We start from the raw sequence: 19,687 nt of genomic DNA, 5'->3' as shown, positions 1-19,687 counted from the left end.
TGTTTAACTTATTTAAAATGGTCTAGTCATGCTTAGAAAAAACCCATCTGGAGATCTCCCTGTTATAGATCAATCAGCCTATGTCGACCAAACAGCGATTATTTGCGGAAAAGTCATTATCCATGCCAATGTATTTATTGGGCCTTATGCAGTGATCAGAGCAGATGAAACCAATGACGCGGGTGATATGGAACCCATCATTATTGGTGCAAATTCCAATATTCAAGATGGAGTGGTGATTCATTCCAAAGCGGGGGCAGCAGTGATCATTGGTGAAAATTCTTCAATCGCGCATCGCTCTATTATTCATGGTCCCTGTGAAATTGGACATCATGTTTTTGTTGGCTTTAACAGTGTGTTATTTAATTGCACAGTGGGTCATCACAGCGCGATTCGTCACAATGCAGTGGTTGATGGTCGTGATTTACCCGATCATTTTTATGTACCTGCAATGAGTTATATCAATCCCAAAACCGATTTAAAGCAATTTCCACCCATTGATATTTCAATCAGTGAGTTTTCAGAAAGCGTTGTCAGCACCAATATCAAACTGGTTCAAGGCTATAAGGCATTGCACAATGAGTTTTAAAAATTCGCCCAATCTTATTATTCGTAATGCCAATATTGTCAATGAAGGCAAGCAGTATTATTCCGATGTACTGATTCGACATGGTCGGATTGAAAAGATTCATCCCAATATTACAGGGGCTTATCATGCGAAAAATATAGATGCTGAAGGTTCGTGGTTAATTCCTGGCATGATTGACGACCAAGTTCATTTTCGAGATCCCGGCGCAGCGCATAAAGGCAATATTGCTTCGGAATCAATGGCAGCAACGATTGGTGGAATCACCAGCTATATGGATATGCCAAACACCAATCCAGCCACCTTAACTCTAGACGCTTTGACCCAGAAAAAGCAGATTGCAAAACAACATAGTCGGGCCAATTATGCTTTCCATTTTGGAGTCAGTGCGCATAATTTAGATATTATTGAACAGCTTGATCCCAAATCAATCAGCGGTGTTAAAGTTTTCATGGGCGCTTCTACGGGTGATATGCTCGTCGATGATCCTAAAGTTTTGGAACGCTTATTTGCAAATGTTCCAACGGTTTTATTGACTCATTGCGAGTTTACCCCTGCCATTAAAGCCGAAGAAAATTTCTATTTTCAAAAATATGGGGAAAATATTCCAGCAGAAATTCATGCGCAGATTAGAAATAAACATGTCTGCTTTGATAGCTCAAAATTGGCTGTATCTTTGGCCGAGAAATATGCCACACAGTTGCATGTTTTACATATCACCACCGCGAAAGAACTGTGTTTGTTTAAAAATCTGCCTTTAAATCGAAAACATATCACAGCAGAAGTGTGTATCCATCATCTCAGTTTTGATGATGCTGATTATGCTACTTTGAACCACTTAATTAAATGTAATCCCGCCATTAAAACCCAGCAAGATAAAGATGCTTTGATTAATGCCCTTGCGAATAGCAATCGCTTGGATATTATTGGTACTGACCACGCCCCACATACTTGGGATGAAAAACACCAGTCATATTTTTATGCCCCTTCTGGCCTGCCTTTGGTACAACATGCGTTGCCTGCACTGATGGAGCTGGTTGCCTCAGGTAAACTGAGTATTGAAACACTGGTTCAAAAAACTGCACATCAAGTGGCAGACCTATTTAGGATCAAAGACCGTGGTTATATTCGAGAAGGTTACTGGGCTGATTTAGTGATCCTTCGAGAAAATCAGCAACACATTGCAGTGAAAGATCAAAAAAACTATATGAAATGCAATTGGACACCATTTATGCATAAAACATTTGCTTATGAGGTCAGCACCACAATTGTTTCGGGGCAACTTGCTTGGCATCAGCAACAGCTGTTTTTGAATTGTCAGGGACAACAACTTGAAATTAATCGTTAAAATTGCACGTAACAAATAAATGGTATGAATTTATTGCAAACTATTGATATTTAAATGGATCATTATTTAATTTCAATATAGCTCATCACAACAAATGTTTAATGATTTTGATTCAATGGGAGAATTTCCACCGAAAGGACTCACAATATTCGTTTAAACCTGATTGACCTCAGCTTTAACGTTATTTTTCATCTTGCTTTTACCCGACCATAAGTCTAAAGTTAACTTTAATGTAAAGTGGAAGTCAGTAAAATGAACATTAGCGAGTTATCCAAACAAAGTGGTTTGAGTACCCCAACGATTCGTTATTATGAACAAATTAAACTACTTCCCAAGGCAAAACGTAAATCTAATGGTTATCGTGAATATAGCGACAATGACCTCAAACAATTATTTTTAATTCAGCAAGCGCAACAAGTTGGATTTTCATTGGCTGAAATCAAAGCCTTTCTACCGTCAAATGTAGGCAAGTGGGATCATGATATTCTGATTGGACTACTCGAAAGTAAAATCAAAGACATTGAAGATCTAGAACAAAAGTTGTTGATCAGTAAGCAAAACCTACGCAGCATGATCACTGCAATCAATAGTAAGCCTGACGAAATCACCTGTGAAGAAAACGCCAACCGTTTACTGAATCTTTATTATGCCAATGATAAATGTTAAAAATTCCCATGTTATCGGAAAATCATAAAAGCGATTGAGCTTAAATCTCACTTTAAGCTCAGAATTGTGCATAAGTCATTGATAAATTATCTATGATGTTCAAACCTTGGAGTCTGCAAAAAGATTGATCAGTATTCTCATCATTATTTTAATCGGTGATCATACCTAAGCATTAGGGAAATCCTCTTTGAGCCACAGCCGCAGTACAGTCTGTCAGATCTAATCCAACATCTTGTACTTAAGCTGAATGTGAATACTGACGCATACGTTTTTTATATTGGCGTGTACGACATGTCGTTTCTGTCTGTTGTACTATCAAGGCCCATAAAGGTGAAACCTTAGGATTCGATTTTTTCCCATGACTAAGTTTCTGTAACTGGAATTTGACTGTTGCCATATTGGCAAGTGAAGCTAAGGTTTTATTTTCCCAGTGAATCGGTTTCAATTCAGGTGCGATATTCTGACCTTGTTTCCATGCATTGGGTAAGTTAGGGTCGATTGCTAAGGCTGTTGCAATCCCCACCATATCGATCCCACTGTCAATGACTTGTTCTGCAACGGGTTTACGGCGAATACCACCAGTTACCATAATCGGCATATGGGCAACCTTGCCAATCTCTTGAGCAAACTCTAAGAAATAAGCTTCACGCGCCAAAGTCCGACCATCTCTGGCTTGGCCTTGCATAGCAGGTGCTTCATAACTCCCCCCTGACAACTCAACCAAATCAACTGACAGATCATTTAACATTTTAACCACTTGCTGCGCATCCTCAGCACTAAAACCACCACGTTGGAAATCGGCAGAATTCAGTTTAACAGCAACTGTAAATGTTGATGACACCACTGCACGTACTGCTTTGACAATCTCAATCAAAATACGCGCACGGTTTTCCAATGAGCCGCCCCATTGATCTTGACGTTGGTTGCTTAAAGGCGAAAGGAACTGACTGAGTAGATAGCCATGAGCTGCATGAATTTCTACACCAGTAAATCCCGCCTTTTCACCTAAACGTGCGGTATTGGCAAAACGTTGAATCACTTCGTCAATCATGGCTTGAGTCATTTCAATTGGAGTATTAAAACGATCTGACATTTTACCTAAATCTAAAGCCACAGCAGAAGGTGCCCACGTTGGCTGACCTAAATTTGACTGCATTTGGCGACCTGGATGGTTGATCTGCAACCATGCTTGCGCGCCTTGAGAACGTGCGATTTTCGCCCAACGTTTGAAGTGCGCTAAATGCTGTTCATCTTCCAAGACCACACCACCCGGTCCTGTCATCGCACGACGATCCACCATCACATTACCTGTAATGATTAAACCGACACCACCATCTGCCCATGCCTGATACAAACGCATGAGCTCTTCTGATGGTGCATGATTGAGATCTGCCATATTCTCTTCCATCGCAGCTTTTGCAATACGATTTGGAATCTGAGTACCATTGGGTAAAACTAATTTTTCAAAGACGTTCATTTTTATAGCCTCATAGAGTATGGACTTACTTTAAGATTAAAGTTCACTTTAATGTCAATCCTTTTTTCGCATTTAATTTTTATTATTTTAAGAACTAATTTTATTCAAAGACTTACATCATAATAAGATAATAACGATCTGATACTTTAATAAAAAAAGAGGCCGCAAGGCCTCTATTGATATTCTGTTTTTAAATCAAACGACAACTATTCACTCGCGAATAAACGCCAATAAATCTGGATTAATCACATCGGCATTGACGGTTAACATACCGTGTGAATAACCTTTATAGGTTTTTAATCGGCCATTTTGAACCAGTTTGGCAGAAAGTACCCCTGAGTTTTCATAAGGTACAATTTGATCATCATCCCCATGCATGACTAAAACAGGCACTGAGATTTTTTTCAAATCTTCGGTAAAGTCAGTCTGTGAAAATGCAACAATTCCATCATAATGCGCTTTTGCTCCACCCATCATGCCCTGTCGCCACCAATTCAATACGACGGGTTCTGAAGGTTGAGCATCTGGTCGGTTAAAGCCATAGAATGGCCCCGCTGGTAGATCATGATAAAACTGAGCACGATTTTTAAAAAGCTGATTCTGTAAGTCATCAAAGACTTCTTTGGCTAAACCTTGCGGATTTTTTTCCGTTTTCAGCATAATTGGAGTTACAGCACTGACCAATACGGCCTTGGATACATTTTCCTCGCCATGACGTGCAATGTAGTGAACAACCTCACCACCACCAGTGGAGTGACCAATATGTACTGCGTTTTTAATGCCCAAGTGTTTGACCACTTCTGCAACATCATCGGCATAGTGGTCCATATCATGACCATCCCAGACCTGACTTGAACGTCCATGTCCGCGACGATCATGTGCAACCACACGAAAACCTTCATTTAAAAAGAACAATAACTGAGAATCCCAGTCATCCGAGCTTAATGGCCATCCATGATGAAAAAATAATACTGGGGCATCTTTCGGTCCCCAATCTTTATAAAAAATATCAACACCATCTTTTGTCGTAACATATGCCATGTTAATTTCTCCTGTGTATGATTTACACTTTGAATAACTTATTGCTGTTCTCATTTATGTCAGTAAATTACAATGTTTGATACGATTCGTATGGACCGTCATTCTATACTAAGGTTAAAGTTAACTTTAAGGTCAATGCTTTTGGTGATTTTCTGATAGCAGAAATGTAAATCTATAAAAAATAAAAATACACAAATATCAGGATTTATTATTGAAAGAAAACAGCTTTATTTTTTTATATAGGATTGTTGACGCTTTATGTCGTTACATGATTTAAACCATTACAGGTTTTCTGTTCAAAGCTTCAATTACAGTCCACACTATTTTTTATTAAGATAAAAATGGATATAAAAAGCCAAGACTGGTTTAAAAATCTTGGCTTTAACCTGTTGCAATGGGCTTAGACAATATGAAGTTGGGTGTTGGTTTTTATTTCTTTTTAGGTTTCAATATTTTTCGCAATAATTTTACCCATAAACTCCACTCACTATTTTTCTTGTCAGCTGTAAAATGATTCTCAACTTTATCAAATGCGTCTTCAATATAGGCATCGTGCAACCAACGAATTGCTAAGGCCCATTTTAAAGTCGCTAGACCTGTTGTTTTCATATCAATAATATGTGAAATTTCTGTTTTGTTGGGTTCTAATTCATTAATGCTAAATCTGTGAAAACCATTAAAACCTGTTAAGTCAAACTGAAAAGTGATTGATTTTTCGGGCTGATAATCTGCCACAGAATATCTGATTGGTCCATGCCCACCTTTTGAACCCACACTTAATCCATTGTCCAACTTCATGGGTGGCCATTTGTCTGTTGCTAACATCAAATCATTATCTGTTGACAAAGTCCTGAATAACTTAGCAATTTCAGCCTTTGATTGCTGAATTTCTCTTTTATGGATATTAATTACTTTCATTTTTCCTGCTCAATGGTCATGTTTGTTTGTCAGGTTATTGTTGTTGATAAAATGAAGCACAACTATCAAATATACGAAACTGTGTAAAAAATGCAAGTAAGCATTATTATTCACTTATTTACTTATAATCAGTATAGCTCTTACGAAATTAAGCTTCGGAATGATTTTTAAATGTGGTTAAGCTTTATCAAGCATCAAACTTTGATCATTGCATAGAAAGAAGAGTATGAAAATCAAGTTTACACTGCCACGCTTTGTATTTTTTATTGATATAAAAAAGCCAAGACTGGTTTAAAAATCTTGGCTTTAACATGTTGCAATGGAAGTTAGGCGATACGATATTTTGCCCCTTCAGAAATACGCTGTAATGCCTGACGCTGTTTTTTGAAATAAGGTAAAACATGTTCGCCAAGGCGATAAGCTTCTTCTAAATGTGGATAGCCCGCCAAGAAAAACAGATCAATCCCAATACTGTTATATTCTTGAATCCGCTCGATAATCTGCGAATAACTTCCCACTAAAGCAACACCTGGTGGAATACCAATATAGCCAAAGCCTGACCAAACATTGGGATGAATAAAGAAATCATCGACGTTTTTACTGCCTGCTTTTTCACTATATTCTTTTTCAAAACTCAATACACGTGCCGATCTCAAACCTGCATGTGCAGCAGACGCATGTAAGCGTTGTTTTTCAGCAGCTTCATCCAAATAACGTTGTGCCTCTGCCAACGCTTCTTGTTCACTACGGCGTGCAATCGTATCAATGGATAAGCCGAATTTAATATTATCCCGCCCATATCTCGCAGCACGTTTGCGCACATCTGCAATCAATTCAGCAATTTCACTAGGTTTTTCAGCACGCATTAAATAATAATCAGCATGCTTCGCACCAAACTCACGGGCAGCCTCAGACGATCCTGCCGTACAAATGATCGGTAGTTCAGCTTTATTCAGAGGATATTTTAAACCACCGCCTTCAGCAGAATAATATTTGCCCTGGTAATGGAATGATTCATTATACCAATACCCTTTCACCACATCTAAAAATTCAGTCGCACGGATATAACGGTCATCGTGCGGAGTAACATCCCCAACTTGGCGCTGAATAACCTCAGAGCCGCCGTTGATAATATTCCAAACCAACCGATTCCCTGTGGCACGCTGATACGTTGCTGCACTTTGTACTGCATTATAAGGACTAAAATGATAAGGCTGGAATGCAGTCACAAAGTTTAAGCGTTTGGTTTCTCTTGCCAATAAGGAACACACTGTCCACGGTTCTTCACCTGTAGGTGCATTCACCATCAGCGCGCCTGCAAAACCATTGATTTCAGCCGCGCGAGCCACTTGGCTAAGATAGTCGATATAGGTAAAGTCATCACCAACTTGGTAATTTGATGTTGCACCAGTATTTTCTACACCTGCGACACGTGACCAATCACCACGATTGCGTGGATCACCTGCTAAGTACTCTGCTTCACCATGCAGTGGTAGACGGGTAAAAAATTCAATTCCCATGATGTTCTCCGTATAACTTAGAATTTAGCAGTCAGAGAAACACCAACTTGACGTGGGTTTCCATAAGTTAAAACATATTGTCCAGCGGGCCCATTTGGACGGCCATGTACTTGATATTCTTCATTCAATAGGTTTTTAACGTAAGCATTGACTTGGTATTTGTTATTTGCGCTATGGTAGCCAACATTGGCATTCCATAAGGTATATGCTTTTTGGCTTAAGATTGGATCTACCGAATAGTCTTGACGGTTTACAAGGAAAAATTCACGGTCACGATAGCTGGCATCTGTACCTACAACAACACGAGCACCATCATTGAGATTAAAGGTATATTCTCCACCCAGACCGACGGTGTATTTTGGCGAACGGACTAGACTGTTGCCTGTATTATCTGCATTAACCACATTGGTTACCGGGTTTTTATCGACGAAATCGGTATATTCGCTGTCAAGATAAGCACCAGCAAAACGTAAACGTAGATTTTCAGTCACTGAATAATCTAATTCTAATTCAGCACCTTTAACTTCAGCTTTTGGTCCATTGGCGAGAACAGAGGTCACCCCACCACCTTGTCCCTCTGTTGCAACCAGTAAATTGGTTTGAATATCTTTATAGTCATAATAAAAAATATTGGCATTTGCGATTAAATCTCCGTCCAATAACGTAGACTTTAAACCAAGTTCATAACTATTTAAGTATTCAGGATTCACGTCGGCAAGTTGGGTTAAACTGCTGGATAAACCAGTGTTAAATCCACCTGAGCGGAAACCGCGTGCGAATCTAAAATAAGTATTTAAATTAGGATTAATTTCATATTCTGGGGTGATGTCATAGGTCAACTCATTCCAAGTTTTATTGCGACTTGTTGACCCATTTGCATTTGGAGTTGGGTTATAAACTGCATTGCTATAGCCATCTTTTTTCCACCAACTGCCTTTTGTATAGTCTCCCGTTGTGATCTGAGTCAGATTGAGATCAATATCTTTTTCTTCACTGGTCCAACGTAAACCACCTGTCACTTTAAATTTATCTGTAAATTTATAGGTACTGTTACCAAAAAGTGCAAAGCTTTGAGTGGCTTGGTTATAGGTTATATCTCTAAATGCTGGCGTAGACGCAGTTTGAGAAGCAGCGCCATTTGGCAATGTTTTATTGACACGTGCACTGACTCCAGTGGAATCTAAATCCTCATTGAAATAATGAAATCCTGCAATCCAACTTAAGCGTTTTTCAGCATCAGAAGCGATACGGAACTCTTGGCTATATTGACGCCATTCATTATCACTATAGCTTCGTGCGACATCATAAGGGGTGTAATCACCATCTGAAATCGACTTTTGTGTGGTCTTATCAAAAGCAGTAATCGAAGTAAAGCTATATCCGCCCCCCAAATCTCCAGTTAAGGTTAATGACGCGCCATCATGCTGAATCTTATTGTTTTCATCTAAATCTAAATTGGTGTCTCGTCCTTTAGGTCTTTCATAAATACCCCAGTATTTACCCACGCTTAAGGAACCATTACTGCCTAAGCCATTATAAGTTTGGCTGTGTAGATTGACCAAAGCATCCCATTCATCATTGATTTTGCCTAGCACTTGGAAGCGAAAAGATTTTTTATCTACGTTGCCATAATCTTCACCATTGGCAATATTCTTTGCATATCCATCACGGTCTTCAGAGTAAAAAGCCCCGCGCACCGCAACATTTTCCGAAATTTTACCGTTGGCAGCACCTTCAAATGTTCGTAGGTTATGATCCCCTAAACCAATGGTTGCATATCCATTGGGTTTATCTGAAAAATTAGGCTTTTTAGAAATATAATTGACTGCACCCGCAGTGGTGTTTTTCCCATAGAGCGTGCCTTGTGGACCACGTAAAACTTCTATACGCTCTAAATCAAACAAGTCACCTGCACCTGCAACTGGCGCATTTAAATAAACCCCATCTGCATACACGCCAACAGGAAATACTGTCGATGCAGCCACATCTCCCGTACCTAGACCACGAATATACCAACGTGGACGACTATCCCCATCTGGGTTTTCAGCTGCAGCATTTGGTGTATAGGTTAAAACATCCCCAATAAAAGTAGAACCTTTCGCAGCCAAGTCCTTACCCGAAACAGCAGTAATTGCAGTTGGGACTTTTTGAATATTTTGCGCCCGATATTGTGCAGTGACGATCACATCACTTAATTTTTTGACATCTTTGGCTTTTTCAACCTGTGCTTGTTGTGCTGGTGTAGTCTCGATCTCGTCATTTGCAATAGCCAGTGTTGAAACACTCGCCGTTACGCCCCACATAGCAGTTAAAATACTCTGCCTAATTTTTGTAACCTTAAACATGCTGACTCCATTTAAATAAATCTATTCTTGTTATTGGCAACTTTTGTGCCATTCTATTTATTTAAATATTTTCAAAGTGTTATATAAAAAATCATAAAAAAAATATTTATTTTTGCTGATAGATAGACATTTTTAATTGTCGTATTGTTGTTATTTCAACATTTTGCTGTTTTTTATTTTTAATGATATCTACTAAGAATAAATTTATAAAAAAGCCATACAAAAGTATGGCTAATGCAATCAAAAATAAAAATCTGTTTAATTTAGAATTTATAGCTAAATTGTCCTTGTACCGTCAATGGACGCATTGGCTGTAAAAACTCGCTATTTGCACCAGCTAAACCATTTACGAAATTACGCTCATTGGTCAAATTAAGAATATTTAAGCCTACTGTCCACTGCGGTTGACGATAATAAAGTCCCAAATCTAAATTATAATTATTGGGTACCTTTACGGTCTGACTTAGATTGGTATACCAGTTACTTGTCCACCAGCCCGATAAGTTTAGTCCAAAACCTGACTGGTGCTGATAGTCCACATAAGCACTTGCAGAATATTTAGGAATGCCTGCTGCATCATAACGTCCTGCTTTGCGTTGGTTTAAAGCATTGCTATCGCCCCATACCGTCGCATTGTCTGCATGGAAACCAAAAGGTGAAAAACCAGCCGGAATAATGGAAGAATATTCAGCATTGAGATAGGTTAAGTTTGCCCCGATCGCGATATTTTTTTGTAGCTGCCAACGTAATGATGATTCAAGGCCTTTGATTTCAAAACGCGCCATATTGCCATTGGTATCAGGTGATAAATCGCGCTTCTGTTCAAAACCACTGAGCGTTAACAGAAGTTGATCAGTGATCGGCTCGTATTTCACTCCCACTTCTTTTAATTCACTTTGGCTGTCAAAAGCCAAAGGATTTAGCTGATTTCCAGCGCCCCAAATTAAAAATGGACCAAATACACCCGTATTCAATGCTGTACTTTTATCATAAGTAAAATATAGGGTACTTTTTTCAGTAGGTTTAATAAAGGTACTGGCTTGATAGCTGAGCAAACTATATTTATTGGAATCTGAGCGGACATCTGTAGGGACTAAAACCAGTGGATTCTCTAATTTTGCTTTTATAGAACTGTGGTTAATTCCCAGATTAATCCCAAAAACATCATTAAAGGTAAAATTTTGCTGTGTAAATACGCTGTAAGTGTCCCAAAAGCCTGTTCCTGTATAAACTGCACCACCTCCATTGGGAGGAAAACCGCCTTTTTCAGCATATAAGCCATGACCCACAGGGTACATTCGAGGTAGATTTAAATAGCCAAAATACTGCGAATACTGTGGAACACCAGCCTGCCCAATCCAGCTTCCAGTCGAACCGCCATGATTGACCAACCCCAATAAATCCCCCGGGTTTTTCTGTGATGGATCATTGGTTAAATCATAAGGATTGATATTAAAACTATTGTTTGCTGCGAGAGAGGTAAATTTCTCATGCCGATAAGCGCCACCTGTACTGCTTTTATTGCTGATTTTGACACCCAATAGCTCAAAGTCATGATCGCCTAAAAACTCTAAGCGGTTGTCCAATAACTCATGGTCCAAATCGGTAAAGAAACTCCCAACAGAATCACCCAAATCACGACTCTTTTGATATAGCGTACTATTGGCCACAGACCAATTTTCATTGATATCTTTGACCAGTTTAAATTGTGTACTAAAGCGCTTTGCACTGTTTTTATCTTCGCTCCGACCAGAAACATCATCATCTAATTTGACTAAGCCATTGCCTGCGATTGATGGATCATAGACCCAGCCTCGAATTGTACCCGCTTGATCAGCAGTGGAACTTGGCAAAGGAGAAGTCTGTACTGGACCTACAGCAATATATTGATTTTTGTCATTCTTCTGCCGAGTTTGCCAACCAATCACTTTAGAGTGAGCTGCACCAGACTCAAAGACTGGAGACCAAAAGTTTGAACCGTTTTGAATAATCGGGGTCGCTCTGCCTTTATAGTAAAGCCCTTGATCAACGGATTGTTGTGTTGCTCTGTTCCAACCATGCGTCACATTAAAATCTGAATAATCGTCATAACTGATATTCCAGTCAACCCGTAGACTGTCATCTGGACGCCAAGCCAAAGCGCCATAAAATGCATTAAAATTATTTTTTACATTGTCATAATAGTCATCTGTTCGTTGTGCTGTTGCACTGACACGAAATGCCAATTCTTTAGAAATAGGTGCAGTATGATCAATACTGACTGAGAAATTAGGCTCAGCACCTTGCCCTGCATAAATTGAACCCACTGATCCCGAAATCGTGGTTTGTGCTTTATTAAAATTCGGTTTTTTGGTGAGATAATTAATATATCCCCCTGAACCTGAGGTCGGTGCAAAAATTACCCCCGTTGGTCCTGCAACAATATCAGCAGCTTCATAGGCATTTAAATTGGTCGGATGTCGGGTACTGTATATTCGTTGGCTATCTTGAAAAACTTCGGAATTTTGCCCACGTATCTGTGCCGCGAAATTGGCATTTTGCCCACCTCCTCTGGTGATACTTGGAGCATACTTAACCAAATCATCTGCACTACGAATAACATCTTCACGAAACTGTTGTTCTGATACTTGTGAAACGACACGTGGGGTATCTAATACAGAACTATCCGTCCCATAAATCGAAGTGACTTTACGCTTGGGGAGAATGGTGGCTTTTTTATTTGCTCCTGTCACCACAACATCGGCTAAGGTAATTACATCACCATCAGAATCCTTGGCTTGCTCTGAGGTTTCTTCAGCAAAAATAGCGCATGGAAAGATTGCCCCAAATAGCCCTAGCGCAATCACCAGTGGCTTTAATTGAAAGTTCTGTTTCATATCACACTCAGTAAAATAAATTTACACTGCGTTACGCAAAGCCTATGCCAATCTTTAAATAGGCAAAACTCAAATATAAAACATTGATTTTTATTACTTTTAAATAATCTTCATTGATATACAACTTTTATGCATGTTTATTTTTTCAACAGAAATGCTGAAAAAGCAACAGTGACAAAAAACACAACGCTTATAATCAATTGATAAATATTAGAAAAATATAAAAAAGAATTGGCATTCATTGTGCAATCTCCTCTGAATACGTTCTAACTGAGTATTTTTAATGACACATGAAACCTTGTTACTCTCACGTCGAAAATTTTTAACCCAAAGTCTAACTGCGCTCGGTGGCGTTTCTTTAATCAGTGGTTTATCTGCTTGTGGACAATCTCCACAATCTAGCACTGAATCCCAAAGTTCACTTCCCAGTACCCCTAAGCATGGTGGAACAATTCGATTAGGGCTGATTGGTGGACAACAATCAGGTAGCCTTGACCCTCACCTTTCAGCATCAGGAAGTGGGATTACCCGTGGCTTTGCAATTTATAATAAGCTCTGGGAATGGGACGAAAACATGCTTCCTCGTCTTGCTTTGGCTGAATTTGCAGAACCTAATCATAATGCCAGCGAATGGACCATACGATTGCGTAAAGGTTTAGAGTTTCATCATGGTAAAACCGTCAGCGCAGATGATGTCATTTTTTCATTGCAACGTTTAACAGATCCAAAGCTTGCCTCACCTTTTCGGAATCTTGTGCAATGGATTGATCGTGATCGTATCCAAAAATTAGATCAATATACAGTACGCATTCCTTTTATTAGTTCAATTGCTGGCTTTGTAGCGCTACCTGAAACTTGGGTCAATTTTGGCGGTATTGTCCCCACTGATTTTGATCCCATTCATAACCCTGTGGGCGCAGGTCCTTATAAAGTCAAAGAATTTATCCCCGGTCAACGTTCAGTCTTTACTCGGTTTGAAAACTATTTTAAAGCAGATCGGCCTTATGCAGATCGTTTTGAAGTCATTGACTTTAAAGATCAAGTTTCTCGACTAAATGCATTATTGGCAGGACAAATTGATCTTGCAAATGCGATTTCACCTGAATACATTAAAATTTTAGAGCAAGCAAAACATATTCAAACGGTTCGTTCTCAAACCAATACCCACAATAGTTTTGACTTTAATACTCAACAGGCACCATTTAATGATCCCAAAGTCCGCCAAGCATTTCGTTTAATCGCCGATCGTCAAGAGCTGATACAACGGGGTTTAAACGGTCAGGGACGCATCGCCAATGATCTATATTCTCCACAGGATCCAGCATTTCTAAATTTGCCACAACGTCAACAAGACATTACAGAAGCCAAGAACTTATTGGCTCAAGCGGGCTTTAAAGATGGCTTAAGCGTTGAACTGATTACTCCCGTTGGCAACGCCCAACCTGCCCTAATATTTGCAGAACAAGCAAAGAAAGCCAATGTCAGTATTCGGGTCAAACAAGTTGATTTAGCTACCTTTAATGGACCTGATCGGAGTAAATGGCAATTCTCCAGTAATGCAACCAACGTGGGTACACCGTATTTATCCACTGCTGTAGTGAATGATGCGCCAATTTCAACAACCAATCGTGTCAACTTTAAAGACCCAGAATATAGTGAGCTGTTTTATAAAGCACTGGCTGAACCCGATTTAGCCAAGCGTAAAGTGTATTTGGCTCAGGCACAAAAAATTCAACATGAACGCGGTGGAATGCTGATTTGGGGTTTTAGCCATAGCATAGATGCTGCATCGAAACAGATTGGAGGATTAGCTGCAGAACACACTATTTTCCCAACGTGGCGTTTTGAGAAATTATGGAACAATCAAGCCTAAAATAAAATTTACAGAGCCTTAACGCCATCAAGCATCTGCTGTAGTCAGCGATCTTCTGACTTTTCAAGGACGAAAAGTCAATCCAATATGGGGCTCTGATGGTACATCCCGTCTATTGCTGCCCAACACAACGACCTTAATGTTGCTGATCAAAATCGTGAATAACACATTCATTTTAGACACATTCAGTTTATAAAAATCAGGCTTATATAAATCATGCTTATACAAAGCAATAAAATTTGAACGCTGTTTTTATTTTAACTACTCATATTTTTAGGCACTAAAAAAGCTGCCGTAGCAGCTATTTCATTCAGCATCCAAAGACTACTTGGGTACGGTAATCACAGATAATTTTTCTACCCCTACTCGCTCAATACTGGCAAGTAATTTTGCAACTGTTCCATAAGGAATGGTCTCATCGGCATTTAAATTCAAAGCCAATTTAGGGTTACTGTTTTTACGTGACTGAATCTCTTTTTCAAAACTTGCCAAAGTTACTTTATCCTTGTCAAGGAAGATTTCTCCTTGCGGATTAACACTAATGACAACCGCTTTATTCTGATCCGTTGACTGCGTCGGTGCAGCCTTGGGTAAATTTACTTTCACGGTATTGGTTAACAGGGGTGCGGTAACGATAAACACGATGAGTAAAACCAGCATCACATCAACCAATGGGGTAATGTTAATTTCACTCACCACATCATCTTCTTGGGAGGTTGAAACGGCCATTATGCAAACACTCCTTTTTCTTTGACTTCTTTAGTGGATGCATCATGATTGACTACAGTATTTCCAGTGGTATTTTTTGGCTTAGTGACAGGTAACTGAAAGCCCGCTTTTTGATTTAAACTGACAAAATCAGTAGCAAAATCATCGAGGTCTGCACCGATGGTTTTAACTTTACGTATGAAATAGTTATAAGCCAACACAGCGGGTACCGCCACAGCAATACCAATACCTGTAGCAATCAATGCCTCACCAATTGGCCCTGCAACCACATCCATACTTGCATTACCTGAATGTGCAATGGCCTGTAAAGCATGAATAATCCCAAACACTGTTCCAAATAGTCCAATGAACGGTGCGTTATTGCCAATCGAAGCCAATAATGCAGAACCTTTTTCCAATTGACGACGTTCAGTTAAAATTTGCTTGCGTAAATGACGCTCTAATAGATCCTGACGACTCCAACTGTTTTGCAAATCTTGATGAGTCTTTTCATCTGCCTCAATCAAGGTTTGAAAACCGGCATTTGCAACACGGGCTGTAGGGCCTTCACCTTGTTGTGATTGAGTCACTGCCTCAGGCAAATTTTTGGCTTTCCAAAAGGCTTCGACAAAGACCTTACTTTGCTTGCTGGCTTTCTGTGTCTGTACCACTTTAACCACGATCAACACCCATGTGACGATGGAGAAAGCAACCAATAACCAGATTGTGCCGTCATGGATCAATGAATTTATGTCTGTCATGTAGATATCCTCTTAATTTAAAATAGTTTATTTCGGTAATTGATAATGAATTGGAACATCAACCCAACCTTCGACAGGTGTTTTACCTTTTAAGGCCGGTGAAAATTTCCATTGCTTTACTGTTCTTACAGCCGCGCTGTCTAAAAGTTTTTTGCCGCTACTTTGTTTAACCGTTACGCTATCTGGGCTACCGTTTGGCAATACTTTGACCCTTAAAATCACCGAGCCTTCCCAACCACGTTCTAAGGCCTGTTCTGGGTACTCTGCTGCGGGGTTGCTTAGATAACCTGCATAACCCTTGGCTTCTGTCACAGGTAAATTGTCATCAGTAGGCTTCACTGGTTCTGCTGTTTTTGGAGCAGGTTCAGCGCTCAGTTTTTTGCTTACAACAGGTTCCTCAGTTTTTTGAACTGTGTCTTGCGCAATGGGTTTTACAATCGGTTTGGCTTGCTCCACAGTTTTTTGAACAGGTTTCGGCTGTTCGATAGGTTTCGCAATCGGTTTTGGTTTTTCGACCACAGGCGGAATTTTGGGTTTTTGCGTCACTGGTGGAATTTTAGGTTCAATGACTTTAGGTGGTTCCACTGGTTTGACAATTTCAATCACCACGGGTTCTGGCTTTGCAATGTCCAAAGCTGGTGTCGGTAATTGTTTTGCGATATACCAAATACCCAAATGTGCTGCAGCAACCGCAATGATCGCGATCCACAATTTATTCAATTTTGCTGGAGGTGATTGACTCACATCCAAATGATGTCGTGTAAATGGGTCTGATATGCCAGTTGCAGTTGAAGCAGATGCATATTGCCCAAATAGCAACGCCCGCTGATGGGGATTAAATATTCGTTCACTCATGGCAATTTAAACTAAAAAATAAAATACTGTCTTGAAAATTGCACAAGTCATGCCAACAATATAAGCTACTAATTTTTATAAATTTAATTAAAAACACTCTTCGATTTGTCAGCAAAGCTGTTGGTTTTAAGACAGTTCTATGCTGTTGAAACAACAAGATCCCTCTGATATCTCAAAGGGATCTAAACTTATTATTTTAATTTATATCCAACCAAGGGTAAGACTTCTTCAGCAACCCGATATGCTTCTTCCAAATGTGGGTTACTGGCGAGAATAAAATGCCCAACACCAATGTCGATATATTCTTGTAAGCGCTGTGCCACTTGTTCATAGCTCCCCACTAAAATACAGTTTGGACCACCCCTTACATTTGACATACCAGCCCAAACATTTGGACTGACAAATAAGTCTTCAAAACGATTGCCTTGTGCTAAGGCCTGCTGACGTTTTGCACCAACCGACTCAGTATCTTTACGTTCAAATGCATTGCCATCAACAGCGATGGTTTCATACATCTGTTTAAGTTCTTGAAACGCTTGTTCCTGTGTGGGGCGTGCCAAAATATCAATACGCATACCAAACTTTACCTTATGGTCTGGGGTATTTTGTGCAAGGAAGGATCGCGCCTGTTCAATCACTTTTTTCTGCTGTTCAACAGGTTCCCCCCATGTTAAATGGATATCGGCATGCCGACCTGCAACTTGCAGTGCCGCTGGACTTGCTCCCGCTAACCACAAACGAGGAACGTCATATTGATTCATTGGGTATTTCAAACCACCTTGTTCAACGTGGAAAAACTTTCCATCATAGTCAAAAGGTGCCTGATGCGAATACCCTTTTACAAACTCTAAAAATTCATTGGTTCGCGCATAGCGCTGATCATGTTCAATAAAATCACCATAGGCTCGTTGCTGTGCCCCACCGCCACCTGAGATCACGTTCCATTCAACCCGTCCCTGACTGAGACGCTGCAAACTTGCTGCCATTTGGCTTGCGTATGCAGGATGGATAAACCAAGGTTGAATCGCAATCAATAATCGGAGTCTTTTGGTTTCTCTTGCCAATGCCGATGCCAGCACCCACGGTTCTTCAGTATGTGGAAAAGCAGGAATCAATGCGCCGTGAAAACCTACGATATCTGCGGCTTTTGCTACCTGTTGTACATAATCATAGTAGGCAAACAATTCATCTTGATGTTGAGGTGCCACACGTTGAGGGAATTGTACTGCTGGGCTCAGCTGGTTCCATTCACCTCGTGTATGTAACTGATGTGCTCGACGACCATCCCCATGCACAGGGATTCTCCATAAAAATTCAACAGACATAATACTTCTCAATAATTTAAAGGTTTTACACGCTATCGTGAGTGATACAACTCATGAGCAGAAACCATGCCGTTTTTTATTCAATATTGAATTCATCTATATTGTTGTTTTATCTAAATATTATAAAAACCCAGCTAAACATGGTGTTGAAATTTCAACACTTATCCATCCAATACTGTCGGTTTCACAACATAACCTGTTTGATCCATTCAAATAACACCAATCATAAAAACATAACAAACTGATTTATATAAAATAATTATTTTGGCTTGGTTCTTGCTCTATCCCCTATATTTCTAGATTTTTATGATGATATGCGTATTTTTTCTGGTCTTTTTTTAAGTTTTAGTCTTTTAGGATTGGTTGCTTGTGGCGTACACAAAACCGAAGATCCAAACCAAAGTAAAACCAGTCAACAACAGCTTCGTATTGCGGTTGTGGCCAATGGAACTTCTGGCGGTCTGGACTTTATTGGTGTACCACAACTTATTGCACAGGACCCCATTTTTCTAAAAGCATTAAAGCAGAAAAATATTGAATTAAAGTGGGAACCTGTAACCACTGCGGCTGTGGCCACCTTAGTCAATGAAAGCTTTATCAACAATAAAATTGATTTTGCTTTTTATGGCAATCTTCCTGCGGTAGTACTCAATGCCACTGGTGTTAGAACACAAATTGTCGTCCCTGGCGGAGTCGGTAATAATGTTTATTTGGTGGTTCCAGCGGATTCACCCATCAAAACCATTGAGGACCTCAAAGGTAAAAAGATTGCCTTACATCGTGGTCGTCCTTGGGAAATTAATTTTGCTCAATTGATACAGAGCAAAGGTTTAAAGCTTAAAGATTTTCAAATCATCAATCTCAATCCACAGGCGGGAGCTGCTGCTTTATCCGCTAAAAGCGTCGATGCATTTTTTACCTTAAGTGATGCGCTCACTTTACAAGATCGCCATCTTGGCAAAATTATTTGGTCATCGCAAAGTCTACCCGCTGACTGGAAAATGCGTGCTGAACTATGGGGACGCAAGACTTATCTGGATCAACATCCAGACACAACCCAACTACTTGCTGATGCGACAGTACGGGCAATGCAGTGGATTTCACAGCATCAAGATGAATTCCAACAAAGCCAAACCAAATTTGGTCAGCCTCTAAGTGTGATTCAACGCGAAAGTCAAAATACCAGCAGTAACTGGCAACAAGATTGGTCACCTGAGTACCAAGTGGATTTTCTTAAACAGCATTATGCAAAAGTCATCGACCATGCTGTAAAAAACCAATTGATTCAAACGCCAATCAAAGCTGAAGAGTTGCTCAATGCTCAGTTTACCAGTCAAGCCATTCAAAATTTACAAACACTTGATATTCAACATAAGTAAGGAAACTAG

General features: G+C 39.7%; 15 protein-coding genes. 5 read left to right on the top strand and 10 right to left on the bottom strand.

Annotated features, from left to right (window positions below; genetic code table 11):
• Nucleotides 1–28 precede the first annotated feature (28 nt).
• The 3 genes from FHR28_RS04305 to FHR28_RS04295 all read left to right on the top strand — a co-directional run bounded on the left by FHR28_RS04305 (nucleotide 29) and on the right by FHR28_RS04295 (nucleotide 2,600).
• Nucleotides 29–589: a hypothetical protein gene (locus tag FHR28_RS04305; protein WP_004717461.1), complete on the top strand. Its 561-nt coding sequence runs from the start codon at nucleotides 29–31 to the stop codon at nucleotides 587–589.
• On the top strand, nucleotides 579–1,934 hold the full coding sequence (locus FHR28_RS04300; protein ID WP_151956361.1) for a dihydroorotase: 1,356 nt from the start codon (nucleotides 579–581) through the stop codon (nucleotides 1,932–1,934). Before FHR28_RS04305 ends, FHR28_RS04300 begins: the two co-directional genes overlap by 11 nt.
• Before the next feature lie 252 nt (nucleotides 1,935–2,186).
• Complete coding sequence (locus FHR28_RS04295; RefSeq protein ID WP_004717464.1) at nucleotides 2,187–2,600, top strand: MerR family transcriptional regulator; 414 nt, start codon at nucleotides 2,187–2,189, stop codon at nucleotides 2,598–2,600.
• A 238-nt stretch (nucleotides 2,601–2,838) separates the two neighbouring features.
• On the opposite strand, the gene FHR28_RS04290 is transcribed toward FHR28_RS04295, so the two are convergent.
• The 6 genes from FHR28_RS04290 to FHR28_RS04265 all read right to left on the bottom strand — a co-directional run bounded on the left by FHR28_RS04290 (nucleotide 2,839) and on the right by FHR28_RS04265 (nucleotide 12,777).
• A complete protein-coding gene (locus FHR28_RS04290) occupies nucleotides 2,839–4,077 on the bottom strand; it encodes an NADH:flavin oxidoreductase/NADH oxidase family protein (protein WP_151956362.1) in 1,239 nt (412 codons plus the stop codon).
• A 210-nt stretch (nucleotides 4,078–4,287) separates the two neighbouring features.
• On the bottom strand, nucleotides 4,288–5,118 hold the full coding sequence (locus tag FHR28_RS04285; protein WP_166782010.1) for an alpha/beta fold hydrolase: 831 nt from the start codon (nucleotides 5,116–5,118) through the stop codon (nucleotides 4,288–4,290).
• Nucleotides 5,119–5,547: 429 nt separating this feature from the next.
• Complete coding sequence (locus tag FHR28_RS04280; RefSeq protein WP_004717470.1) at nucleotides 5,548–6,036, bottom strand: hypothetical protein; 489 nt, start codon at nucleotides 6,034–6,036, stop codon at nucleotides 5,548–5,550.
• 326 nt (nucleotides 6,037–6,362) lie between these two features.
• Entirely contained in the window at nucleotides 6,363–7,556 is a 1,194-nt protein-coding gene (locus FHR28_RS04275) for an LLM class flavin-dependent oxidoreductase (protein ID WP_166782009.1), read from the bottom strand.
• A 17-nt stretch (nucleotides 7,557–7,573) separates the two neighbouring features.
• Nucleotides 7,574–9,901: a TonB-dependent receptor gene (locus FHR28_RS04270; protein WP_374759595.1), complete on the bottom strand. Its 2,328-nt coding sequence runs from the start codon at nucleotides 9,899–9,901 to the stop codon at nucleotides 7,574–7,576.
• 263 nt (nucleotides 9,902–10,164) lie between these two features.
• Entirely contained in the window at nucleotides 10,165–12,777 is a 2,613-nt protein-coding gene (locus FHR28_RS04265) for a TonB-dependent receptor (protein WP_166782008.1), read from the bottom strand.
• A 283-nt stretch (nucleotides 12,778–13,060) separates the two neighbouring features.
• Here FHR28_RS04265 and FHR28_RS04260 point away from each other — a divergent pair, with 283 nt between their 5' ends.
• Entirely contained in the window at nucleotides 13,061–14,650 is a 1,590-nt protein-coding gene (locus tag FHR28_RS04260) for an ABC transporter substrate-binding protein (protein ID WP_166782007.1), read from the top strand.
• Nucleotides 14,651–14,974: 324 nt separating this feature from the next.
• Here the strand turns inward: FHR28_RS04260 and FHR28_RS04255 are convergent, their stop codons facing one another.
• The 4 genes from FHR28_RS04255 to FHR28_RS04240 all read right to left on the bottom strand — a co-directional run bounded on the left by FHR28_RS04255 (nucleotide 14,975) and on the right by FHR28_RS04240 (nucleotide 18,299).
• Complete coding sequence (locus FHR28_RS04255) at nucleotides 14,975–15,379, bottom strand: ExbD/TolR family protein (RefSeq protein ID WP_004717481.1); 405 nt, start codon at nucleotides 15,377–15,379, stop codon at nucleotides 14,975–14,977.
• Entirely contained in the window at nucleotides 15,379–16,119 is a 741-nt protein-coding gene (locus FHR28_RS04250; RefSeq protein ID WP_166782006.1) for a MotA/TolQ/ExbB proton channel family protein, read from the bottom strand. Before FHR28_RS04250 ends, FHR28_RS04255 begins: the two co-directional genes overlap by 1 nt.
• 27 nt (nucleotides 16,120–16,146) lie before the next feature.
• Nucleotides 16,147–16,974 carry an energy transducer TonB gene (locus tag FHR28_RS04245; protein ID WP_056518011.1) on the bottom strand — a complete coding sequence of 276 codons (828 nt, stop codon included), beginning with the start codon at nucleotides 16,972–16,974 and terminating at the stop codon, nucleotides 16,147–16,149.
• Nucleotides 16,975–17,165: 191 nt separating this feature from the next.
• On the bottom strand, nucleotides 17,166–18,299 hold the full coding sequence (locus FHR28_RS04240) for an LLM class flavin-dependent oxidoreductase (protein WP_166782005.1): 1,134 nt from the start codon (nucleotides 18,297–18,299) through the stop codon (nucleotides 17,166–17,168).
• A 314-nt stretch (nucleotides 18,300–18,613) separates the two neighbouring features.
• Here FHR28_RS04240 and FHR28_RS04235 point away from each other — a divergent pair, with 314 nt between their 5' ends.
• Nucleotides 18,614–19,678, top strand: a complete 1,065-nt coding sequence (locus tag FHR28_RS04235; protein WP_166782004.1) for an ABC transporter substrate-binding protein — start codon at nucleotides 18,614–18,616, stop codon at nucleotides 19,676–19,678.
• Nucleotides 19,679–19,687 lie beyond the last annotated feature (9 nt).

Origin of the sequence: Acinetobacter sp. BIGb0196 (genome assembly GCF_011759595.1) — a bacterium.
GTDB lineage: Bacteria > Pseudomonadota > Gammaproteobacteria > Pseudomonadales > Moraxellaceae > Acinetobacter > Acinetobacter guillouiae.
This window is presented reverse-complemented; position numbering and strand designations above follow the sequence as displayed.

What these genes read in the sequence shown, in the direction of transcription:
- FHR28_RS04305 (WP_004717461.1), top strand. Translation starts at nt 29, where the DNA reads ATGCTTAGAAAAAACCCATCTGGAGATCTCCCTGTTATAGATCAATCA.
- FHR28_RS04300 (WP_151956361.1), top strand. Translation starts at nt 579, where the DNA reads ATGAGTTTTAAAAATTCGCCCAATCTTATTATTCGTAATGCCAATATT.
- FHR28_RS04295 (WP_004717464.1), top strand. Translation starts at nt 2,187, where the DNA reads ATGAACATTAGCGAGTTATCCAAACAAAGTGGTTTGAGTACCCCAACG.
- FHR28_RS04290 (WP_151956362.1), bottom strand. Translation starts at nt 4,077, where the DNA reads ATGAACGTCTTTGAAAAATTAGTTTTACCCAATGGTACTCAGATTCCA.
- FHR28_RS04285 (WP_166782010.1), bottom strand. Translation starts at nt 5,118, where the DNA reads ATGGCATATGTTACGACAAAAGATGGTGTTGATATTTTTTATAAAGAT.
- FHR28_RS04280 (WP_004717470.1), bottom strand. Translation starts at nt 6,036, where the DNA reads ATGAAAGTAATTAATATCCATAAAAGAGAAATTCAGCAATCAAAGGCT.
- FHR28_RS04275 (WP_166782009.1), bottom strand. Translation starts at nt 7,556, where the DNA reads ATGGGAATTGAATTTTTTACCCGTCTACCACTGCATGGTGAAGCAGAG.
- FHR28_RS04270 (WP_374759595.1), bottom strand. Translation starts at nt 9,901, where the DNA reads ATGTTTAAGGTTACAAAAATTAGGCAGAGTATTTTAACTGCTATGTGG.
- FHR28_RS04265 (WP_166782008.1), bottom strand. Translation starts at nt 12,777, where the DNA reads ATGAAACAGAACTTTCAATTAAAGCCACTGGTGATTGCGCTAGGGCTA.
- FHR28_RS04260 (WP_166782007.1), top strand. Translation starts at nt 13,061, where the DNA reads ATGACACATGAAACCTTGTTACTCTCACGTCGAAAATTTTTAACCCAA.
- FHR28_RS04255 (WP_004717481.1), bottom strand. Translation starts at nt 15,379, where the DNA reads ATGGCCGTTTCAACCTCCCAAGAAGATGATGTGGTGAGTGAAATTAAC.
- FHR28_RS04250 (WP_166782006.1), bottom strand. Translation starts at nt 16,119, where the DNA reads ATGACAGACATAAATTCATTGATCCATGACGGCACAATCTGGTTATTG.
- FHR28_RS04245 (WP_056518011.1), bottom strand. Translation starts at nt 16,974, where the DNA reads ATGAGTGAACGAATATTTAATCCCCATCAGCGGGCGTTGCTATTTGGG.
- FHR28_RS04240 (WP_166782005.1), bottom strand. Translation starts at nt 18,299, where the DNA reads ATGTCTGTTGAATTTTTATGGAGAATCCCTGTGCATGGGGATGGTCGT.
- FHR28_RS04235 (WP_166782004.1), top strand. Translation starts at nt 18,614, where the DNA reads ATGCGTATTTTTTCTGGTCTTTTTTTAAGTTTTAGTCTTTTAGGATTG.